Source organism: Streptomyces olivochromogenes (assembly GCF_001514115.1).
Lineage (GTDB): Bacteria > Actinomycetota > Actinomycetes > Streptomycetales > Streptomycetaceae > Streptomyces > Streptomyces olivochromogenes.
Genome location: NZ_KQ948451.1, coordinates 780,528 through 799,821, shown reverse-complemented (window position 1 = coordinate 799,821; position 19,294 = coordinate 780,528). Strand labels below are relative to the sequence as shown.

Annotated in this window: 17 protein-coding genes; 6 read left to right on the top strand and 11 right to left on the bottom strand. The window is 71.9% G+C overall.

All coding sequences use genetic code 11. From position 1 onward, the window contains the following. Positions 1-14: 14 nt before the first annotated feature. From pcaDC to AQJ27_RS03635, 7 genes are read right to left on the bottom strand one after another with little or no spacing between them, the layout of a single operon-like run. Positions 15-1,148: a bifunctional 3-oxoadipate enol-lactonase/4-carboxymuconolactone decarboxylase PcaDC gene (gene pcaDC, locus AQJ27_RS03665; RefSeq protein WP_067361468.1), complete on the bottom strand. Its 1,134-nt coding sequence runs from the start codon at positions 1,146-1,148 to the stop codon at positions 15-17. After that, on the bottom strand, positions 1,145-2,494 hold the full coding sequence (pcaB, locus tag AQJ27_RS03660; protein WP_067361466.1) for a 3-carboxy-cis,cis-muconate cycloisomerase: 1,350 nt from the start codon (positions 2,492-2,494) through the stop codon (positions 1,145-1,147). The genes pcaDC and pcaB overlap by 4 nt, the downstream gene beginning before the upstream one ends. Further along, positions 2,491-3,054, bottom strand: coding sequence for a protocatechuate 3,4-dioxygenase subunit alpha (gene pcaG, locus AQJ27_RS03655; RefSeq protein ID WP_067361464.1), 564 nt, complete (start codon positions 3,052-3,054; stop codon positions 2,491-2,493). Before pcaG ends, pcaB begins: the two co-directional genes overlap by 4 nt. Before the next feature lie 2 nt (positions 3,055-3,056). After that, on the bottom strand, positions 3,057-3,827 hold the full coding sequence (gene pcaH / locus AQJ27_RS03650) for a protocatechuate 3,4-dioxygenase subunit beta (RefSeq protein WP_067361462.1): 771 nt from the start codon (positions 3,825-3,827) through the stop codon (positions 3,057-3,059). Positions 3,828-3,837: 10 nt separating this feature from the next. Next, positions 3,838-5,040 (bottom strand): thiolase family protein, encoded by a 1,203-nt coding sequence (locus tag AQJ27_RS03645; protein ID WP_067361459.1) that lies wholly within the window; start codon positions 5,038-5,040, stop codon positions 3,838-3,840. Further along, the gene (locus tag AQJ27_RS03640; protein WP_067361456.1) at positions 5,037-5,681 is read right to left on the bottom strand and encodes a CoA transferase subunit B; all 645 of its coding nucleotides are present in this window, start codon (positions 5,679-5,681) and stop codon (positions 5,037-5,039) included. The genes AQJ27_RS03645 and AQJ27_RS03640 overlap by 4 nt, the downstream gene beginning before the upstream one ends. After that, positions 5,681-6,436 carry a CoA transferase subunit A gene (locus AQJ27_RS03635; RefSeq protein WP_067361454.1) on the bottom strand — a complete coding sequence of 252 codons (756 nt, stop codon included), beginning with the start codon at positions 6,434-6,436 and terminating at the stop codon, positions 5,681-5,683. The genes AQJ27_RS03640 and AQJ27_RS03635 overlap by 1 nt, the downstream gene beginning before the upstream one ends. Positions 6,437-6,657: 221 nt before the next feature. On the opposite strand from AQJ27_RS03635, the gene AQJ27_RS03630 reads away from it, so the two are divergent. The 4 genes from AQJ27_RS03630 to AQJ27_RS03615 all read left to right on the top strand — a co-directional run bounded on the left by AQJ27_RS03630 (position 6,658) and on the right by AQJ27_RS03615 (position 11,449). Next, positions 6,658-7,122 carry a MarR family winged helix-turn-helix transcriptional regulator gene (locus tag AQJ27_RS03630; protein ID WP_067361451.1) on the top strand — a complete coding sequence of 155 codons (465 nt, stop codon included), beginning with the start codon at positions 6,658-6,660 and terminating at the stop codon, positions 7,120-7,122. A gap of 178 nt (positions 7,123-7,300) precedes the next feature. Beyond that, positions 7,301-8,812 (top strand): hypothetical protein, encoded by a 1,512-nt coding sequence (locus tag AQJ27_RS03625; protein ID WP_067361448.1) that lies wholly within the window; start codon positions 7,301-7,303, stop codon positions 8,810-8,812. A 139-nt stretch (positions 8,813-8,951) separates the two neighbouring features. Next, on the top strand, positions 8,952-10,214 hold the full coding sequence (locus AQJ27_RS03620) for an AAA family ATPase (RefSeq protein WP_067361444.1): 1,263 nt from the start codon (positions 8,952-8,954) through the stop codon (positions 10,212-10,214). Continuing rightward, positions 10,211-11,449 carry a vWA domain-containing protein gene (locus tag AQJ27_RS03615; RefSeq protein WP_067361442.1) on the top strand — a complete coding sequence of 413 codons (1,239 nt, stop codon included), beginning with the start codon at positions 10,211-10,213 and terminating at the stop codon, positions 11,447-11,449. The genes AQJ27_RS03620 and AQJ27_RS03615 overlap by 4 nt, the downstream gene beginning before the upstream one ends. 141 nt (positions 11,450-11,590) lie before the next feature. Here the strand turns inward: AQJ27_RS03615 and AQJ27_RS03610 are convergent, their stop codons facing one another. Beyond that, positions 11,591-12,592 carry a DUF3048 domain-containing protein gene (locus AQJ27_RS03610; protein WP_067361439.1) on the bottom strand — a complete coding sequence of 334 codons (1,002 nt, stop codon included), beginning with the start codon at positions 12,590-12,592 and terminating at the stop codon, positions 11,591-11,593. A gap of 155 nt (positions 12,593-12,747) precedes the next feature. After that, a complete protein-coding gene (locus tag AQJ27_RS03605; protein ID WP_067361437.1) occupies positions 12,748-13,818 on the bottom strand; it encodes an ATP-dependent DNA ligase in 1,071 nt (356 codons plus the stop codon). Positions 13,819-13,892: 74 nt separating this feature from the next. Here AQJ27_RS03605 and ligD point away from each other — a divergent pair, with 74 nt between their 5' ends. Continuing rightward, positions 13,893-14,909 (top strand): non-homologous end-joining DNA ligase, encoded by a 1,017-nt coding sequence (gene ligD / locus AQJ27_RS03600; protein WP_067361434.1) that lies wholly within the window; start codon positions 13,893-13,895, stop codon positions 14,907-14,909. Positions 14,910-14,984: 75 nt separating this feature from the next. On the opposite strand, the gene AQJ27_RS03595 is transcribed toward ligD, so the two are convergent. After that, positions 14,985-17,072: a HEAT repeat domain-containing protein gene (locus AQJ27_RS03595; protein ID WP_067361433.1), complete on the bottom strand. Its 2,088-nt coding sequence runs from the start codon at positions 17,070-17,072 to the stop codon at positions 14,985-14,987. A gap of 95 nt (positions 17,073-17,167) precedes the next feature. Continuing rightward, on the bottom strand, positions 17,168-18,058 hold the full coding sequence (locus tag AQJ27_RS03590) for a hypothetical protein (RefSeq protein ID WP_067361430.1): 891 nt from the start codon (positions 18,056-18,058) through the stop codon (positions 17,168-17,170). A 150-nt stretch (positions 18,059-18,208) separates the two neighbouring features. On the opposite strand from AQJ27_RS03590, the gene AQJ27_RS03585 reads away from it, so the two are divergent. Further along, positions 18,209-19,246 carry a LacI family DNA-binding transcriptional regulator gene (locus AQJ27_RS03585; RefSeq protein ID WP_067361427.1) on the top strand — a complete coding sequence of 346 codons (1,038 nt, stop codon included), beginning with the start codon at positions 18,209-18,211 and terminating at the stop codon, positions 19,244-19,246. Positions 19,247-19,294 lie beyond the last annotated feature (48 nt).

Here is a 19,294-nt window from a genome sequence, read left to right as displayed (position 1 = left end):
GCGGACCGGCAGGGTCACCCTGTGCTGTCGTCGCCCTCCTCCTCGGCGAGCACCCGCTGAGCCGTCGCGAACGCCGAGTTCGCCGCCGGGACACCGCAGTACACGGCCGTCTGCAGCAGTACGGCGCCGATCTCCTCCGGGGTCAGCCCGTTGCGGCGCGCCGCCCGGACGTGCATGGCCAGCTCGTCGTAGTGACCATGTGCGACCAGCGCGGTCAGGGTGATCATGCTGCGCTCGCGGCGTGAGAGCGTCGGGTCGGTCCAGATCTCGCCCCAGGCGTAGCGCGAGATGAAGTCCTGGAAGCGGGCGGTGAAGGGGGTCTGCCGGGCCTGTGCCCGGTCCACATGGGCGTCGCCCAGCACCTCGCGCCGCACCTCCATGCCCCGCTTGGCGCCCCCGTCGAAGTGGGCCCGCAGCGCCGTCAGGACCGCCGCGGGACACTGCGCGGGCGCCAGGTGCGAGGCTCCCGGAAGCTCGACGAGCGTGGCGCTCGCCACCGCGTCCGCGATCTCCCGCAGATGGGCGGGCGGCGTCGCCGGGTCCTGGCGGCCCGCGATCAGCAGGGTGGGCACGGAGATCTCGGGGAGCCGCTCGCGCAGGTCGAAGGCGGCGAGCGCGTCACAGCAGGCGGCGTACGCCTCCGGGTCCGCGTTCCGGTGGTCCTCGATCAACCGCTGCACGGTGAAACCGGGCGTGAACCAACGGGAGTTCGCGTTCTCGGCGAGCGCGGCCAGCCCCTCCCCGCGTACCAGCTCCGCACGCTCCTCCCACGGCTTGGAGCCGTTGAAGTGCGCCGACGAGCAGATGACGGCGAGGGACGACACACGCTCCGGGTGGTGGACTGCGAGGTGCAGACCGACCGCGCCGCCGAGCGAGACGCCCGCGTAGGCGAAGCGTTCGATGCCGAGCGAGTCGGCGAGGCCGAGGACCAGGGCGGCGAGGTCGCCGACGGTGGCTCCCGGCCCGATCAGGTCCGGCGCCGACCCTCCGTGCCCCGGCAGATCCCAGCGAACCACCCGGTGACCGGCGGACAGTTCGGGCGCGACCTTGTCCCACAGGGCGTGGGAGGTGCCGAGCGAGGGCCCGAGGAGCAAGGGGGGAGCGGTCTCGGGGCCCTCGGTGAGGTGGTTGAGCAGGGTGCGGGTCACGTTCGCTCCAGAGCACGGTCGGTGAGGGCTCCCGCGGAGCCCGTGTAGCGGGTGGGGTCGGTGAGTTCCACGAGGTCGAGCTCCTTGAGCTCCGGCTCCTCGCCGAGTACGTCCACGAGGGGCCGGTTCTTCGCCACGGCCCGCTCGGCGGCCCGGCTCAGCAGCTCCTTGGCGCGGGCCCGCCCGAGCACCGGAGCGAGTTCGACGGCCAGGCGCTCGGAGACGATCAACCCATGGGTGAGAGCGAGGTGATCGCGCATGGCGTCCGCGTTCACCCGAAGCCCTTCGACCAGCTCGGCGGCGTTGTGGGCGGCGCCCGCGACCAGCCTCAGCAGTTCGCGCAACGGCTCCCACTCGGCGTGCCAGGCACCGGCCGGCCGCTCGTCCTCGGCGACCATCGACCCGTAGAGCGTGGCGGCGAGCCCCGGCGCGCGCCGCGCGCAGGCGGCGATCACGGTGGCCGCCACCGGGTTGGCCTTGTGCGGCATCGCGGACGAGCCGCCACCGCTCCCCTCCGCGACCTCGGCGATCTCCGTGCGGGAGAGGGTGAGCACATCGGCCGCCATCTTGCCGAGGGCCCCGGCCGTGAAGGCCAGGCCGCCGGCCAGGTCGGCGATCGGTGTCCGCAGGGTGTGCCAGGGCAACGCCGGTTCCGCGAGCCCGAGTTCACCTGCGTACGCCGCCACGAGCGCGCCCGGATCCTCGGCGCCGAAGGCCGCGAAGGCGGCCAACGTCCCGGCGGCGCCGCCCAGTTGGGCCGGGAGCCGGAGACCCGCGAGCCGGTCCCGAGCGTCCAGCACGAGCGACCGCCACCCCGCCGCCTTCAGCCCGAAGGTCGTCGGTACGGCGTGCTGCGTGAGGGTCCGCCCCGGCATCACCGTGTCCCGGTGCGCGGCGGCGAGCCGGCCCAGGGCCCGCGCCGTCCGCTCCAGATCCGCCAGGACCAGGTCCAGCGTGCGACGGGCGACCAGCATCAGCGCCGTGTCCAGGATGTCCTGGCTGGTCGCACCCCGGTGGACGTAGGGCCCGTACTCCTTGCCGACCGCCGCAGTCAGATCCGCGACCAGCGGAATCACCGGATTGCCGCCGCCTCGGGCGCGCAGCGCGATCGACCTGACGTCGAGGTCCGCCGCGGCCACGGCGGACACCGCCGACGCCGCCGAGTCCGGCGCGAGCCCGAGCCCCGCCTGAGCGCGGGTCAGCGCCGCCTCCGCGTCGAGGAGCGCCCCCAGAAACGCGCCGTCCGAGGTTACGGACGCCGCGGGGGAGCCCGCCCACCCGGGGGCGAGCAGCCCGGCCTCGGCCTCGGCATCGGACTCGGAACGGACCGGGCCGGCAGCTGTCACTGGAACTCCAGGAAGACCGTTTCGCCTTCGCCCTGAAGGCGGATGTCGAAACGGTACGTCCGGTTCGCGCCCTCGGCCGCGATCAGCGTGGCGCGCCGGTCGGCAGGGAGCGAGTCGAGCAGCGGGTCGGCGCCGTCGGCGAGGTACGCGCGGGTGAAGAGGTGGTGCACCAGACCGCGCGCGAACACACACACGCTGAGGTACGGAAGCCCGGCGTTGCCCGGCGGCAGGGTGTGCAGCGCGTACCGACCGTCGGCGTCCGTGGCGACCCGGCCGAAGCCCGTGAAGTCGACGCCGCCCCGGCCGAGGAAGCCGCCCGTCGACGGGTCGCGGCGCATCGAACCGGGGGCACCCTCGAGGGAGCCGTCGGGAGCCGCCTGCCAGAAGTCCAGGAGGGCGTCCGGGATCACCTCGCCCGCGCCGTCGAGCACGTACCCGTGCAGGGTGATCGCCTCGGGGTGGCCCTGCGGCGCGACCCGGCCGCCGTCGGGAAAGGGCAGCGCGTGGCCGTAGAAGGGGCCGATGGTGTGGGACGGGGTGGGGAGCAACCGCTCGGTCATGGTCAACGGCCTTCCTCGATCCAGGTGGCGGAGGGACCGTCGAGGACGATGTCCCACTCGTAGCCCATGGAGAACTCGGGCTGGGAGAGATCGTGCTGGTAGGTGGCGATCAGACGGTCGCGGGCCGCCTGGTCCGTCACGGACTGCAGGATCGGGTCGTAGCGGAACAGCGGGTCGCTCGGGAAGTACATCTGGGTGATCAGCCGCTGGGTGAACGCCGTACCGAAGACCGAGAAGTGGATGTGCGCGGGCCGCCACGCGTTCGTGTGGTTGCCCCACGGGTAGGGGCCCGGCTTGATCGTGGTGAACCTGTACCGGCCCTGATCGTTCGTCAGGGTCCGCCCGACACCGGTGAAGTTGGGGTCGAGCGGCGCCGGGTGCTGTTCGCGCAGATGGGCGTAACGACCGGCGGCGTTGGCCTGCCAGATCTCGATGAGCTGACCGCGCACGGGACGCCCGTCGCGGTCGAGCAGCCGGCCCGAGACGGTCATGCGTTCGCCGATCGGCTCGCCCCGGTGCTGGATGGTCAGGTCGCTGTCGTGCTCGGTGATGTCGGTGACGCCGAACACCGGACCCGACAGCTCGACCGTCTCGGGGTCGCCGCCGTCGACGGCGACCAGCGGCTGCTTGGGGTGGCGCAGCAGGGAGCTGCGGTACGGGGGGTAGTCGCGCGACGGGTGGTTTCGAACCAGCGCTCCGCCGGCGACCGCCTTGTCGTACGCGTCCTGGAGATCCTTGATCTCGACGTCGATGTCCGACTGGGTGAGGGCCATGGTCGACTTCCTATCGTTCGAGGACGAGGGCGAGGCCCTGGCCGACGCCGATGCAGAGGGTGGCGATGCCGGTGCCGGTGCCCTGACGGGCGAGCTGGTGGGCGACGGTGCCGGCGAGGCGGGCGCCGGAGGCGCCGAGGGGGTGGCCGAGGGCGATCGCGCCGCCCTGGGGGTTGAGGATCGCGGGGTCGAACTCGGGCCATTCGGCGAGGCACCCGAGGACCTGGGCGGCGAAGGCCTCGTTCAGTTCGAGGACGGACAGGTCCGCGAAGGTCTTGCCGGCTTTGGCCAGGGCGCGGGTGACGGCCTCGACGGGGGCGAGGCCGAAGTACTGGGGGTCGGTCGCGGAGACGCCGGTGGCTCGGATGCGGGCGAGAGGTTCACGGCCGGTGGCCTTGAGGCCTTCCTCGTCGGTCAGGAGGAGGGCGGCGGCGCCGTCGTTGAGGGGGGAGGCGTTGCCCGCGGTGACCGTGCCGTCGGTGGTGCGGAAGGAGGGCTTCAGCCTGGCCATGGCGCTGAGGGAGGCGTCGGGGCGGACGGATTCGTCGGCGGCGAGGACGACCGGGTCGCCCTTGCGCTGCGGGATCGGTACCGGGGTGATCTCGCCGTCGAACAGGCCGTTCGCCTGTGCGGTGGCGGCCTTGCGGTGGGAGGCGAGGGCGTATGCGTCCTGCTGCTCGCGGCTGATCTTGTGTTTGTCGGCGATGAGTTCGGCGGACTCGCCGAGCGGGACGGTCCACTGGGGGTCCATCCTCGGGTTGACCATGCGCCAGCCGAGGGTGGTGGAGTACAGCTCGGTGTGTCCGGCGGGGAAGGGCCGGTCGTTCTTGGGCAGGACGTAGGGGGCGCGGGTCATGGACTCCACGCCGCCGGCCAGGGCGATGTGGGCATCCCCGACGGCGATCGCGCGGGCGGCCTGGATGACGGCCTCGAGTCCGGAGGCGCACAGCCGGTTGACACTCACCCCGGGTACCGAGGTGGGCAGGCCGGCGAGCAGGGCGGCCATGCGGGCGACGTTGCGGTTCTCCTCACCGGCGCCGTTGGCGTTGCCGAGGTAGACGTCCTCGATCCGGGCGGGGTCCAGGTCGGGGGTGCGGGCCAGGAGTTCCCGGATGGCGTGGGCGGCGAGGTCGTCCGGGCGGACGGACGCCAACGCCCCGTTGTAGCGGCCGATGGGGGTTCGTACGGCGTCGACGATGTACACGGTGTTCACTGCGGGCCCTCCGCGACGGTCAGCTCGGCGTCGGTTTTGGCGATGATCTCCTCGACCGTGACGCCGGGCGCGGTCTCGATGAGCACCAGCCCCTCGTCGGTGACGTCGAGGACGCCGAGGTCGGTGATGATCCGGTTGACGCACGCCTTGCCGGTGAGCGGCAGCGCGCACTCCCGAAGGATCTTCGCGGTGCCGTCCTTGGCGGTGTGGGTCATGACGACGATGACGGTGCGGGCACCGTGGACCAGGTCCATCGCGCCGCCGATCCCGGTGATCATCTTCCCCGGGATCGCCCAGTTCGCCAGGTCACCGCCCGCGGACACCTGCATCGCGCCGAGCACGGCCACGTCGATGTGCCCGCCCCGGATCATCGAGAACGACAGCGCCGAGTCGAAGAAGGAGGCGCCCGGCAGGACCGTCACGGTCTCCTTGCCGGCGTTGATGAGGTCCGGGTCGACCTGGTCCTCGGTGGGGTAGGGGCCGGTGCCGAGGATCCCGTTCTCCGACTCCAGGATCACCTCGACGCCCGCCGGGAGGTAGTTGGGGATCAGCGTCGGCAGCCCGATGCCGAGATTGACGTACTGCCCGTCCTGGAGTTCGCGTGCCGCACGGGCCGCCATCTCCTCGCGTGTCCACGCCATCAGCCGCTCACCGTCCGCTTCTCGATCATCTTCGCGGTGGCCTGTTCGGGGGTGAGGGCCACCACCCGCTGCACGAAGATCCCCGGCAGATGCACCGCGTCCGGGTCGATCCCGCCGGGCTCGACCAGCTCCTCCACCTCGGCGATCGTCACCCTGCCCGCCATCGCCGCGAGGGGGTTGAAGTTCCGGGTGGACCTGTTGAAGACGAGGTTGCCGTGCCGGTCGCCCTTCGCCGCCCGGACCAGCGCGAAGTCGGTGCGGATGCCGCGCTCCAGCACGTACTCGGTGCCGTCGAACTCGCGCACCTCCTTCGGCGGCGACGCCAGCGCCACCCCGCCGGAGCCGTCGTAGCGCCAGGGCAGGCCGCCGTCCGCGACCTGGGTGCCGACCCCGGCCGGGGTGTAGAAGGCGGGGATCCCCGCACCACCCGCACGCAACCGCTCCGCGAGCGTGCCCTGGGGGATCATCTCCACCTCCAGCTCACCCGCCAGATACTGCCGCGCGAACTCCTTGTTCGCCCCGATGTAGGAGCCGGTCACCCGCGCGATCCGGCCGGCGGACAGCAGCACCGCGAGCCCGGACTCCATCGCCCCGCAGTTGTTGGACACCACGCCCAGACCGCCGACTCCGCGTTCGTACAGCGCCTCGATCAGCACGTTCGGCACACCGCTCAGCCCGAAACCGCCGACCGCCAGGGTCGCGCCGTCCGGCACATCGGCCACCGCCTCCAGGGCTGTGGCGACCACCTTGTCCATCCGTGAAGCCCCATCTCTTCCAAGCGTCCAGACCCTCAATTACTCAGGGCACTGATTATTTCTGCGAGGTTTCACTCACGCTGCCATCAGCGGCCCTAGTCGTCAAGACTTCCATGAGATCGGTGGGTGTACGGCCCTGGACGCGCTTGTATGCATCCCGGTGATGCGCGGTATCGTTCAGTGCACCAACGAAATGACGGACTCACCCAGGGGGAGCGCACATGGCCGCGGTGGACCTCACCACCCACCCCGGGCACCTCGCCCGGCGACTCCAGCAGGCGCACTATCTGCTGTGGAACACGATGGTCTCCGAGCAGATCACCTCACCGCAGTTCGCGGTCCTGAACGCGCTGGTCGCGGAGCCGGGACTGGATCAGCGCACGGTGGGGGAGCGGGTGGGCCTGGACCGGTCGACCATCGCCGAGGTCATCAGCCGGCTCAGTCGTCGGGGCCTGCTCGACAAGGTGCGCGATCCGCAGGACGGCCGCCGCTTCCTGCTGCGCCTCACCGACGAGGGGACGCGTACGCACCGCAAGCTGACCGTGCGCACGGCGCGTATGAACCAGGTCTTCCTGGCCCCGCTCTCCGCCGAGGAGCAGACCGTGTTCTTCGACCTCATCCAGCGTGTCTCGGACGCCGCGGAGGGGCTGCGCAATCCGACGGAACCCCTCACCACGCAATGCTAGGCGTTCCTTCATCAGACGGCATCAGACGGCATCAGGCGGCATCAGGCGACAGCAGGCGACTCCAGGCGACTCCAGGCGAAAACATCTGACAGATCACGGTCAGGGGCGCTAGGCTCCGCGCGATGACCACTCACTCTGTCGGCAGAATGGGGGTCCCATCCGCGCAAGGTGAGTGCTGATGCTCACTCAGACCGCGAATGGGCATTCCCGCCTTTCCTTCTGGCTGCCCGTGCGACAGTTCGCCGTGCCGCCCACCATGATCGAGACTGCGACCGCCCGCCGCCGTGCCGGGGACTGGGCGGGGGCGTGCGCCGCCGCAGGCATCGATATCGATCTCAACCTGCGTTCCGTGGCGCGTACTTACGGCCACGACCTCGCCGCTCGGGTCCGGGCCGATCTCCGCCAGCTGGCTCCCGACCTGCTGCGCTGGCACATGCCGAGGATCGCTCCGCACGGGCTGCTGCGCCCGGGTCTGACCATCGCGCTGGCACGCTACGACAACCAAGAGCGTGACGGCGTAGGCCCGGTGCACCTCGTCGTGCGGACTCCACCGGCCTGGGCGGACGGCGGTCAGCGGATCAGCCTCGCCATGTGGGCCGCACCGCACGCCGGACCCCGGGACGGATCTCGGGAGGGATCTCGGGACGGACCGCACGACGGATCTCACGACCGCTCCCACTTCGAGGCCGCTGTCCGCCGGCATCCGCACCCCCGTCCCAGCCGCCGCTTCCGCCTCGACCTGCACCGCCATCTGTGGGACGCGCGCAGGGCCGATGAGCTGCGCGTGCGGTCCGGGGCCGACCTGGTGCCCGCCGACGGCCGCCCCGAGAACCCGGATCCGCCGGGAATCGCGCTGCGGGGGCGCGGGTGTGCCGTGGAGCGCTGGGCGGCCGAGGCGGGGATTGTGCTCCAGGCCCAGGGGCGGACGACCGGTACCGTCGCCGTGCGGCTCGGGGCCCGGGACCGGCTGATCCTGGACGTGCTCGCGGACAGGGACGGCGTCGGTTTGCACGGTGTGCGGATCGCGGCGGCGCCCACGGACGGCAGCGTCTCCGCGCTGCCCGTCCTGCCCGACGCGGCCACCTGGCTGCTGCCCGACCTGGAACTGATCCGCACCGGTTCGATCGAGGTCGATCGGCTGCATCCGCTGGTCGCCTCGGCCCTGGTACCGGATCACTCGCCGACCGCTTCCACTCGGGCGCTGGAGCATGGCCCGGCCGGTCCCTCCCTGACACCGGGCGGGGCCGGGCAGCCGCGCCTGGTGGACTGCCGGGGAGCCCAGCACCGTATCGGCCAGGTCGACGGGGTGCTGGCGCCGCTGGACCACGACCCGGCCGAGATCCGCCGGGAGGAACTGCTGGTCGCGCTGACCGGTACGCCGCTTCCCTGCCTGCGGGCCATCGACGAGGCCCACCGTCGTCCGGACTGCCTCACCGGGGTCCGCGAACGCCTGATCCATGGCGACATCGCCGGTGCGCTGGACGTCGTCGAGGGACTGCTGGGTCCGGACGCGGTGCTGCGCAGCGGCCCGCTACGGGACGAGCTCGAGGCGGCCGCGCTACGGCGGATCACGTACGGCCTGTTCAGGGCGGGCATGACCGGCCCTGCCCCCGGATCCGGCCGTCTGCTCCCAGGCCTCGACCGCCCCCGTTGGCACCGAGCGCACCCGCGCCACACGGCCGCTCGCTGACTCGGGGACCTTCCCCCCTGCGCCCACCTGGCCACCCATCACACCCACCGAGCGCCCATCGGGCACCCACCAAGCACCCATCGGACCACCCACCAAGCACCCACCCACCCGTTCCACCACGACCCAAAGGTGATGAAATATGCAGACATATGCACCGCTTGTTCCGACCGGCACTCCTGCCGACCCGGCCCCCGCCTCCCAGATCGAGGTAGCCGGCGCGTTGCTGGCGCTGCTGCGTGACGCCGGCACCGAACCGCGCCCCGACATCCAGCTGGAGGCACTGACGCTGGCCGTGGCCGCCGACCTGCCCGTGCTCCTGTGGGGTGAGCCGGGGATCGGCAAGACCGCGGCCCTGACCCAGCTCGCCGCGGCCCTGGACCTTCCGCTGACCACCGTGATCGCCAGCGTGCACGAGCCGTCCGACTTCTCGGGACTGCCCATCGTCGGCGACGACCCCGCGCAGCAGGGTGTCCCGATGGCTCCGCCGGACTGGGCGGTGCGACTGGTACGGGCGGGCCGAGGGCTGCTGTTCCTGGACGAGCTGTCCACCGCGCCACCGGCCGTCCAGGCCGCCCTGCTCCGCCTCGTCCTGGAGCGGCGGATCGGCGCCCTTCAACTGCCGCCCGAGGTCCGGATCGTGGCTGCCGCCAATCCGCGGTCCTCGGCCGCCGACGGCTGGGAGCTGAGCCCGCCGCTGGCCAACCGGTTCGTGCATCTTCAGTGGACCCACGACCACGAGGTCGTGGTGCGCGGCCTCGGGGGCACATGGCCGCGGGCGACACTGCCCCGGCTCGACCCGGAGCGGTTGCCGGAGGCCGTGGACTTCGCCCGCCGCGCGGTGTGCGGGCTCCTCTCCGCCCGCCCCGGGCTCGTGCACCGGCTGCCCAGCAGCGAGACGCGCCGGGGCGGTCCCTGGCCGTCGCCCCGAAGCTGGGAGATGACTCTGGGCCTCATCGCCTTCGCCACCGCGGCCGGCTCCTCCCGTGAAGTGCTTTCCCTGCTGGTCAGGGGCACGGTGGGGGACGGTCCCGGGCTGGAACTGCTGGCAAGCCTGGACCGGATGGACCTCCCGGACCCCGAGACACTGCTCGCCGACCCGGCGGGTGCCGACCTGCCCGAGCGGGGGGACCTCCGCCAAGCCGTGCTCGACGGTGTGGTGGCCGCGGTCCGCGGGCGGCCGGAGAAGTCCCGTTGGGACGCGGCATGGGCGCTCCTGGTGCGGGCGCTGGAGACCGGAGCCCCGGACCTGGTGGTCGTCCCCGCGACCACACTCGCCTCGCTGCGCCAGGAGGACTGGGACGTTCCGGCAGCGATCGAGCGGCTGGCCGGCGCGGTGTCCCTGTCCCGGCGGGCGGACCGGGCGGCGGTCCGGACCGCGGCCGCCACGAAGGCCCGACGATGACCGCGCCCGCACCGGGGACTCTGGACCTCGACAAGCTCTTCGCCGCCCGGCTGCACGCCGCCCGGGTCCGGCCCTACCTGGCCACGGCGCTGTTCGCCCTGCACACCGTGGAGTCGCGGCGCGTACCGACGATGGCCGTCGACCGGCACTGGCGCTGCTACGCCTCGCCGGCATTCGTGGACCGGACCCCGGTGGAGGAACTGGCCGGGGTATGGGTGCACGAGGTGTCGCACCTCCTGCGCGACCACCACGGGCGCGGGGACAGGGTCGCGCGGGAGCGCGGACTGACCGGCCCGGGGGAACGGCTGCGTATGAACATCGCCGCGGACTGCGAGATCAACGACGACGCGTTCGGCGACGGACTGCTCCGGCCCGAAGGCGCCGTCACGCCAGGGTTCCTGAAGCTGCCCGAGGGACAGCTCATGGAGGACTACCTGCGCCAGTTCCACCTCGGGACGCTCACCCACAGCCTGGCCTGGCTGGACTGCGGAAGCGGCGCCGACGGACTCGAACGGGAGTGGGACCTCGGCCCGGACGGCGCCCACGGCCTCAGCCCGCAGGAACGGGACGCGGTGCGGTTCCGGGTGGCGCAGGGGATCACCGCCCGTCCGGGAGACACCCCGAACGGGTGGCGGCGGTGGGCGGACGAAGCGTTCCACCCGCCGCAGCCCTGGCGCGAGTTGCTGGGCGCGGCGGTCCGCTCGGCGGCCTCCAGCTCCGGCGTGGGCGAGGACTACACGTACGGACGTCCGTCGCGGCGCTCGGCCGGGGTGCCCGGCGCCGTGCTGCCGAGCCTGCGGCGCAGGCCGCCGCGGGTCTGCGTCGTCATCGACACCTCCGGGTCGGTCAGTGACGCCGAACTGGGCAGCGCGCTTCTCGAGGTCACCGCCATCTCCCGCGCCGTGGGCGGCCGCCGCGACCTGGTCACCGTGGTGCCCTGCGACGCGGCGGCCCCGGTCGCGCACGCGCTGTGCCGTGCCGAGGGAATACCGCTGGTGGGCGGCGGGGGCACGGACCTGCGCACGGGTTTCGCCAAGGCACTCCGGGCGCAGCCCCGACCGGACGTCGTCGTGGTCCTGACGGACGGGCAGACGCCGTGGCCGGACCGGCCACCGTGCCGGACGGTGGTGGGTCTGTTCCCCCGGGAGTCGGCAGCGGGGTCGGGGGACGAGGACGATCCCGACTACACACCGGACGCACCGCCCGCGTGGGCACGAGTGGTGGTCATCGGGTAGCCCCCGCCGCCCTTCGAGCCCGACGAGCCCGACAGCCTGATGAGCCTGACAAGTCCCGTCGCCCGCCGCGGTCACGGTTTCGTCGTCACGGTTTCGTCGTCACGGTTGCGTCGTCACGGGTTCGCCGTCATGGCTTCGTCGTCATGCCTTGGCGAAGACCACCCACACCTGCCCCTTCGCGAAGTTCATCGGCGCACCGTCGGTGGTCGTGAAGTTCGTGCCGCCGCCGGCGGTCGGGCGCTTCCAGTCGACGTCGAAGACCTTGCCGTCGCGCAGCACCTTCGCCGTCCCCGAGCCCACCGTCTCCGTGTACGGCGTGTTGTTGCCGAGGACGTCGTGGTACTTGGAGTTGTGCACCTTCACGTACTGCACGACCACGGTCGCGGGCGCCACCCGCTTCCCGTCCGTCGTCACCGTCGGTGTCCCGTCCATCGACACCAGCCAGCGGTGCTTGCTCGCCGACCAGGCGAAGGTGAAGCGGGCCGCGGGGAAGCGCACCGTGCGCGAGGTCTCCGGGCTGCCGCCCGCCGGGGCGGCACCGAAGTGGAACCCGGTGGTGAGGGCGGCGGCCCCCGGCGCGGAACGCATGAGCTGCTTCGGGTGCAGGAAGAGGTTGTGGGGGGCGACCTTGGAGGCACTGCGGTAATACGCGCTGGAGCCCTGATCGGCCGACACCGCATGCAGGGGTGCCTTGGCGATGACCGGCAGCAGCTTGTGCTGGGCACCCGAGAAGGCGAGCGTCGGCATGTCGAACTGGCGCAGCAGCTCAAGGTCCGACTCGCGCGCACTGCGCACCGGCCCGACGGCCTTGGGCAGCTTGCTCGCGTAGATGGCCATGAGCCGGCTCAGACCGCCCTCGACCTGCTCTGCGTAGACGACGTCCGCCGCGTCGAGACCCGTCTGAGGGCGTGCCGCGCTCACATTGTCGATCTTCACGGCGAGTACGGGACCGGCGCCGACGGTACTGGAGGGGCTCTGGGCCGGCCCCGTCTCCTGCCCTTGGCTGAGGCTCGGCGCCGGGGCGCGTCCGTCGTCGGTGGCACTGCTGCCCGAGGAGCAGCCCGTCATCACGGAGCCCGCCGCGGCGACGGTCAGCAGCGCCGCCGTCATCGCGCCGCGCCGCGTCCGCGCCATCTGTCGCATGCTCAACGTGCCACCCTGTCCCGTGCCATCGATTGTGCGCTCGTAGGTTCATCGGTGGCCATACCCGCCCACTTCTGCTCGCGCGTGCCGAGTTGAGCCGATCAGCCCACTTGTTGGACCGATCGGGCCGCGGGTCGGTTGTGCGGGTGACAGCGTCAGTTCTGCGGGCCGAGGATCTCCGCGAGGTCGTACCCGACGGGCTCGTCCAACTGGCTGTACGTGCAACTCTCCGCGGTGCGGTCCGGGCGCCAGCGGCGAAAGCGGGCCGTGTGCCGGAACCGCACGCCGTTCTCCATGTGGTCGTACGCCACCTCCGCAACCCGCTCGGGCCGCAGCGGCACCCAGGAGAAGTCCTTCTTCGTCGACCACCGACTGGGCGCGCCCGGCAGCCGCGCGGACTCGTGCGCCGACTCCTGCGACCAGGCCGCCCACGGATGCCGCTCGACGTCCTCCATGCGCAGCGGTTCCAGCTCCTCCACCAGCTGTGCCCGCTGTTTCATCGGGAAGGCGGCGCTCACCCCCACGTGCTGGAGGGTGCCCCCGTCGTCGTACAGACCGAGCAGCAGGGAACCGACGACGGGTCCGCTCTTGTGGAGGCGGTACCCCGCGACTACGACGTCCGCGGTGCGCTCGTGCTTGATCTTGAACATGGCCCGCTCGTCCTGCCGGTAGCGCAGGTTGAGCGGCTTGGCGATGACCCCGTCGAGGCCCGCGCCCTCGTACTGCTCGAACCACCGCTGTGCCACCTCGCGGTCCGTCGTCGCCGGTGCCACGTGAACCGGGGCCGTCACCCCGGACAGTGCCATCGTCAGCAGGGCCCGCCGGTCGCCGAGGGCCACGTCGAGCAGCGACTCGTCGGCCAGTGCCAGCAGATCGAAGGCCACGAAGGAGGCGGGAGTCTTCTCCGCCAGCATCCGCACCCGGGAGTCCGCGGGATGGATGCGCTCGGTGAGCGCGTCGAAGTCGAGCCGGCCCTCCCTGGCGATCACGATCTCGCCGTCCATCACACAGCGCTCCGGCAGCCGCTCCCGCAACGCCGCCACCAGCTCGGGGAAGTACCTGGTCAGCGTCTTGCCGGTACGGCTGCCGAGCTCGACCTCGTCGCCGTCGCGGAACACGATCGCGCGGAACCCGTCCCACTTCGCCTCGTACTGCATGTCCGGCGGGATCTTCGCCACGGACTTGGCGAGCATCGGCTTCACGGGCGGCATCACCGGCAGATCCATGCTTCGATTCTGCGGCGACACGATGCCTTTCGCCCGGTGTGCGAGGTGTGCGGGCTGGGCCTACCGTGGCTCGCATGGCCGATGCGGTGGAACTCGACGCAGCCGGGAGGACCGTACGTCTGTCCAGCCCGGGCAGGATCTTCTTTCCGGAGCGCGGCTTCACGAAGCTGGACCTCGCCCAGTACTACCTGTCCGTCGGCGAGGGCATCCTGCGCGCCCTGCGCAACCGCCCCACCACCCTGGAGCGGTACCCGGAGGGCGTCACGGGCGAGAGCTTCTTCCAGAAGCGGGCGCCCAAGAACATGCCCGACTGGATCCCGACCGCGCACATCACCTTCCCCAGCGGGCGCACCGCCGACGAGATGTGCCCCACCGAGGTCGCGGCCGTGGTGTGGGCCGCGCAGTACGGCACCCTCACCTTCCACCCGTGGCCGGTGCGCCGCGACGACGTCGACCACCCCGACGAGCTCCGCATCGACCTCGACCCACAGCCCGGCACGGACTACGAAGACGCCGTGCGCGCCGCCCATGAGCTGCGCGAGGTCCTGCACGAGTACGGCGATCTGCGCGGCTGGCCCAAGACGTCCGGCGGCCGAGGGCTGCACGTCTTCGTCCCGATCGCGCCGCGCTGGACCTTCACCCAGGTCCGCCGGGCCGCGATCGCCGCCGGGCGCGAACTCGAACGCCGGATGCCCGACCAGGTGACCACCGCCTGGTGGAAGGAGGAACGCGGCGAGAAGATCTTCGTCGATTACAACCAGACAGCGCGGGACCGCACGATCGCCTCCGCCTATTCGGTACGGCCCCGCCCGCACGCCCCCGTCTCCGCGCCCCTGCGCTGGGACGAGGTGGCCGAAGCGCGTCCCCGGGACTTCGACCTGGCGACCATGCCCAAGCGCTTCGCCGAACTCGGCGACGTGCACGCCGACATGGACGACCACGCCTTCTCCCTCGAAGCGCTCCTGGAGCTGGCCAGCCGCGACGAACACGACCACGGTCTCGGGGACCTGCCGTATCCCCCCGAGTACCCGAAGATGCCGGGCGAGCCCAAACGGGTACAACCGAGCCGGGCCAAGCGCGAGGACGGCTAGGGCACGGCTAGGGTCTGTCCGCCGGATCGTCACCCGCCTCGGGGGCGGTCGATGGCTGGGCGTGGTGGCGCCGTGTCACCCGTCGAGCGCCGCCACCAGCCGGCGACAGTCCCTCAGCAGGGCCTCGTCGGAGGCGACGTCGTAGCGCATGTTCCCTTGGGAGTTGTCGTTGCGGTGGCGGCGCGGCGATGCCAACTCCCGGCGTATGAGGGGCAGTGCCGGTGCCGCGGCCGGACCCATCTCGACCAGGCAGGCCGCCGTTTCCGGGCGGCCGGCAGGGGTCGCCGTCCATGCCTCGATCAGCACCCCGTCGGCGTCGCCGGTCACTCTCCACAGGGCGACGGCCGCAGGGGCACCGCCGGCACCGGCTGCCATCAGCTCCCGCAAGCGCGGTGTCAGCGGGGCGGCCGCCGGGCCGAGCGCGGCTATGATCCGCAGCGCCGCGGACCTCCCGGACCACCAGTCCAAGTCGAGTCCCTCGCGTACGACGGGCAGCACGGGTCCGGATTCGCCGCTCACCGCCCAGAGCGCCTCCGCCGCGTCCAGCCGGGCGTCGGCCGAGAGGGCGGCGTCGGTCACCAACTCCCGTATGCGCGGAATCGCTCCGTCAGCCGACCGTCCGTACCGCGCGAGAACACGTAGAGCTCGCCAGTGTGTCGTGCGGCCCGACTCCTCTTCCAGCATTCCGAGGAAGAGCGGCAACGCCTCGGGCGGCGCGAGCACACGCAGCGCGTCGATCAGACGGTCCTTCTCACGGCTCCACTCACCGGGCGGCAGAGCGGACAGCCTGCGGTGCAGCACCGGCTCCAGTGCTGCCGCCGTGTCGGAACCGATCGCCTCGATCCATCCGGCCAGATACTCCGGGACGTCGCCGCCCTCCTCCAGCACCTCGACCAGCGCCGGAACGGCCCGCGCATCCCCCTGCCGGGCCAATGCCTCGAGCGTCCTGCCGAAGAGCGTCCACTGCCACCCCACGGGCTCCCACTCGTCGGCCCACACCTCTGCGCACGCCGCGAGCATGTCCCCGACGACCTGGGCGATCGGCGCCACGTACCCCAGCTCGCTCAGCGCGCTCTTCGAGAGGTGGTCGTCCTCCTCGATGACCTGGCGCGCGAGCAGGAACACCGGAAGATCGTTCGGCGCGCGCCAGCCCGTCAGCAGCATTCCGCCCATCCGGACGGCCGCCATGCGCTGGCCCCAGTCCTGGCTGCACAACTGCTTGTTGAGCAGCTCGAAGCGTGTCTCCGTGCGGTCGCCGAGTGCCCGGTGCAGGTCCTCCAGGAGATCGTCGGCGACATCGGCGTCGATGCTCTCGCGATGACCGGCCTCCAGCTCCCGCAGATACGACACCATCGTGTCCGTACGCGGCCGCTCCGGCTCCGCCTCCGTTTCCGCGTCCCCGTCGGGGCCGTGCTTGGCCTCGCAGGCCAGCCGCATCACCTCCAACGCCAGCTCCGTGGTGTTCCGCGGCAGCGAGTCCGGTGCGCTGAGCGCCAGTTGGGCCAAGGCGGTCATGCGCAGCTCGGGATCGGACGTGCGGTCCACGAGGTCCCGCAGCACCGGTCCCGCCTCGGCGCCGAGCGTCCTCGCGTGATCGACGGACAGTCTGCCGAGCGCGCGAGCCAGGCAGCGTGCGGCCTCGGGGTTCTCCTCGACGGGCAGCCGCCCGCGCAGCGCCGCGAACACCCGCACCGGGTCGGAGTGCAGATGCGCCAGCGCGCCCGGAAGCGCCGCACGCAACTGCGGATCGGGGTCGTCCAGCAGTTCGAGGAAGAAGCCGGCGCGCCCGCGGATCAGCTCCGACGCCTCGATGAAGGGCCGGATCCACGCGGCGTCCTCCTCCTCGTCCTCGAAGACGCCGCCCAACTCCTCCGCGTCCGGCTCCTTCTCTCCCGCGATGCTGCGCAGCAGTCCGACGATCGAGCCCCGGTCGGCCACCGTCGGTGTGGCGACCAGCTCGAAGAGGAACGGCACGCACGCGACCGTGCTGTCGTACACATCCCCCTGGTGGTGCACCGCCCCGTACATCCCGTCCAGCGCGATGTCCCGCCGGGCAGGGTCGTCCGAGGCGAGACCCCACAGCAGCTCAGGGACGTCCGTCGCCGAGTCCGTATAGGCGTGTCCCATCGACGCCCAGTCGACATCCTCGATCCCCGTGAACACATGAACCTCCCCCGTGGTCAGTGGCGTACGGCTGCCACTGATCACAGCATGCCGCACGCCACTGACAACGGGTCCCGCGGAACCGGGAGGGCGCTTCAGATGACGCTGATGTCCAGCACCGCCCAGTCGCTGGAGGACTCGTTCCGCACGTAGAGACGCGGGCCCCGGCAGACGATCCGGTGGTGGCTGCCGAGGTCACCGCCGTCGGGGCGGAGCAGGCGGCCGTGGGCGACCTGTTCCACCGTCTTCTCGGTCAGACGGCAGTCGACGATCCGGTCGGGTTCGCCGTAGGGGCCGAGGAACACCACGCGGTCGGCATGGACGGCGAACGCGTGCGCGCCCCGCACCGGGTTCGCGCGGGCGCGCACCACGTGGTTGTCGCGGATCTCCAGGAGAGGGAAGTCGGTGTAGGGACAGGCCCAGACAGCCCGGGTGCCGACGTTCAGGGCGTAGCAGTCGCAGATCTCGTCGTGGTCGGGACCGGGCTTGTACGCCCAGAGCGGTTCGCCGGCGCTGCTCCAGCGTCGCAGGCCCGGTCGGCTCAACTCGTCGTCACCGAAGACGCCTTCGTCGAAGTAGCCGACCCAGATGTCACCGGCCTCGTCGACCAGGAGATCCTCGATGGCGTCGCCCACGCGGAAGGTGTGCGAGGTGCGACCCAGGACGTCGAACACCTGGACATGCTCCTCATCGCGCCGACTGCGGGCGTTCGCGAGGACGAAGCCGCCGTCCGGCAGCGCGTCGAACCGGGCGAACCGTGCTCGTACCGCACTGAGTTGTGTCTCGTACGGCCGCCCGCCCTCCTCGACCGTGACGACGAGCGCGTCGTACGGATTCTCGCGGAGGGGGTCGGGCGGTCGCTCGGTGAGCAGCCAGTGGACGCGTCCGTAGGCGTCGACCGTGCTGTGCAGGACATGCCGGTCCCGGTAGACACGCGGGAGACGGGCGTACGGAGCCAGGCGGGTGGCCGGGCGGTCAGGCGACATGGGCCTTTCTCATGGTCATGGCGTGATCCTCGCCCGGGGAAACTGCCCGCGCAATGGACTTTCGGCGGAGTGGACGTCGGTCGGGGAGCGCTCTCATCGCGTGCTGCCTGGGGCTATCCTTCATGGCAACCGCCGAGGAGGAGCCCTGAGGTGACCGAGACAGCGTCGCGCCCCACGCTGGAGGCCGTGGCCGCGCGGGCCGGGGTCTCACGGGCCACCGCCTCGCGCGTCGTCAACGGCGGCGACGGAGTGCGCGAACCGCTCGTCGAGCGGGTCAGACGGGCCGTCGAAGAGCTCGGTTACGTCCCCAACCAGGCCGCCCGAAGCCTGGTCACCCGGCGCCACGACGCCGTCGCCGTCGTCATCGCCGAACCGGAGACCCGGGTCTTCGCCGACCCCTTCTTCGCCCTTCAGCTCCGTGGCATCAGCAAGGAGCTGACCGCGCACGACTCGCAGCTCGTCCTGCTGCTCACCGAGGGCCGTGACGACCACGCGCGCGTCGGCCGCTATCTCGCCGGCGGCCATGTCGACGGCGCGCTCGTCTTCTCGCTGCACCTCGACGACCCGCTGCCGCAGCTGATCCACGGCGCGGGCGTGCCGACCGTGTTCGGCGGGCGGCCCGGCTGGGGCGACGGCGCGCGGCGGGCCGTCTACGTCGACAGCGACAACCGGGGCGGCGCCCGCGAGGCCGTGCGCCATCTCGTCGGACTCGGCCGCACCCGCGTCGCGCACATCACCGGCGCCCTCGACCAGACCTCCGCCGTCGACCGGCTCGACGGTTTCCGGGACGTCATGGGCGACGCCGATCCGGGGCTCGTCGTCGAGGGCGACTTCACGCCCGCGGGCGGCGAGCGTGCGATGCGGGAGCTGCTGGAGCGCTGCCCGGACGTCGACGCGGTGTTCGCGGCGAACGACCTGACGGCCTCGGGAGCCCTGCGGGTGCTGCGCGAGCGGGGGCGGCGGGTGCCGGACGACGTCGCCGTGATCGGGTTCGACGACATGCTGCCGGTCGCCGAACAGACGGACCCACCGCTCACGACGGTCCGTCAGGACATAGAGGAAATGGGCCGGTTGATGGCCCGACTGCTGCTGCGGGACCTCGGTCGCCGCACGGGCAAGCAGGGGGCGGACGGTGGCCCGGCCGGCGTGGTGCTGCCGACGACGTTGGTGCGACGGGTCTCCGCGTAGGACCGCTCCTGGGTTGCGCCCGCCTACCGCGGTTCGCCCCCGTTTACC

What these genes read in the sequence shown, in the direction of transcription:
- pcaG (WP_067361464.1), bottom strand. Translation starts at nt 3,054, where the DNA reads ATGACCGAGCGGTTGCTCCCCACCCCGTCCCACACCATCGGCCCCTTC.
- pcaH (WP_067361462.1), bottom strand. Translation starts at nt 3,827, where the DNA reads ATGGCCCTCACCCAGTCGGACATCGACGTCGAGATCAAGGATCTCCAG.
- AQJ27_RS03640 (WP_067361456.1), bottom strand. Translation starts at nt 5,681, where the DNA reads ATGGCGTGGACACGCGAGGAGATGGCGGCCCGTGCGGCACGCGAACTC.
- AQJ27_RS03635 (WP_067361454.1), bottom strand. Translation starts at nt 6,436, where the DNA reads ATGGACAAGGTGGTCGCCACAGCCCTGGAGGCGGTGGCCGATGTGCCG.
- AQJ27_RS03630 (WP_067361451.1), top strand. Translation starts at nt 6,658, where the DNA reads ATGGCCGCGGTGGACCTCACCACCCACCCCGGGCACCTCGCCCGGCGA.
- AQJ27_RS03625 (WP_067361448.1), top strand. Translation starts at nt 7,301, where the DNA reads ATGCTCACTCAGACCGCGAATGGGCATTCCCGCCTTTCCTTCTGGCTG.
- AQJ27_RS03620 (WP_067361444.1), top strand. Translation starts at nt 8,952, where the DNA reads ATGCAGACATATGCACCGCTTGTTCCGACCGGCACTCCTGCCGACCCG.
- AQJ27_RS03615 (WP_067361442.1), top strand. Translation starts at nt 10,211, where the DNA reads ATGACCGCGCCCGCACCGGGGACTCTGGACCTCGACAAGCTCTTCGCC.
- AQJ27_RS03610 (WP_067361439.1), bottom strand. Translation starts at nt 12,592, where the DNA reads ATGCGACAGATGGCGCGGACGCGGCGCGGCGCGATGACGGCGGCGCTG.
- AQJ27_RS03605 (WP_067361437.1), bottom strand. Translation starts at nt 13,818, where the DNA reads ATGGATCTGCCGGTGATGCCGCCCGTGAAGCCGATGCTCGCCAAGTCC.
- ligD (WP_067361434.1), top strand. Translation starts at nt 13,893, where the DNA reads ATGGCCGATGCGGTGGAACTCGACGCAGCCGGGAGGACCGTACGTCTG.
- AQJ27_RS03590 (WP_067361430.1), bottom strand. Translation starts at nt 18,058, where the DNA reads ATGTCGCCTGACCGCCCGGCCACCCGCCTGGCTCCGTACGCCCGTCTC.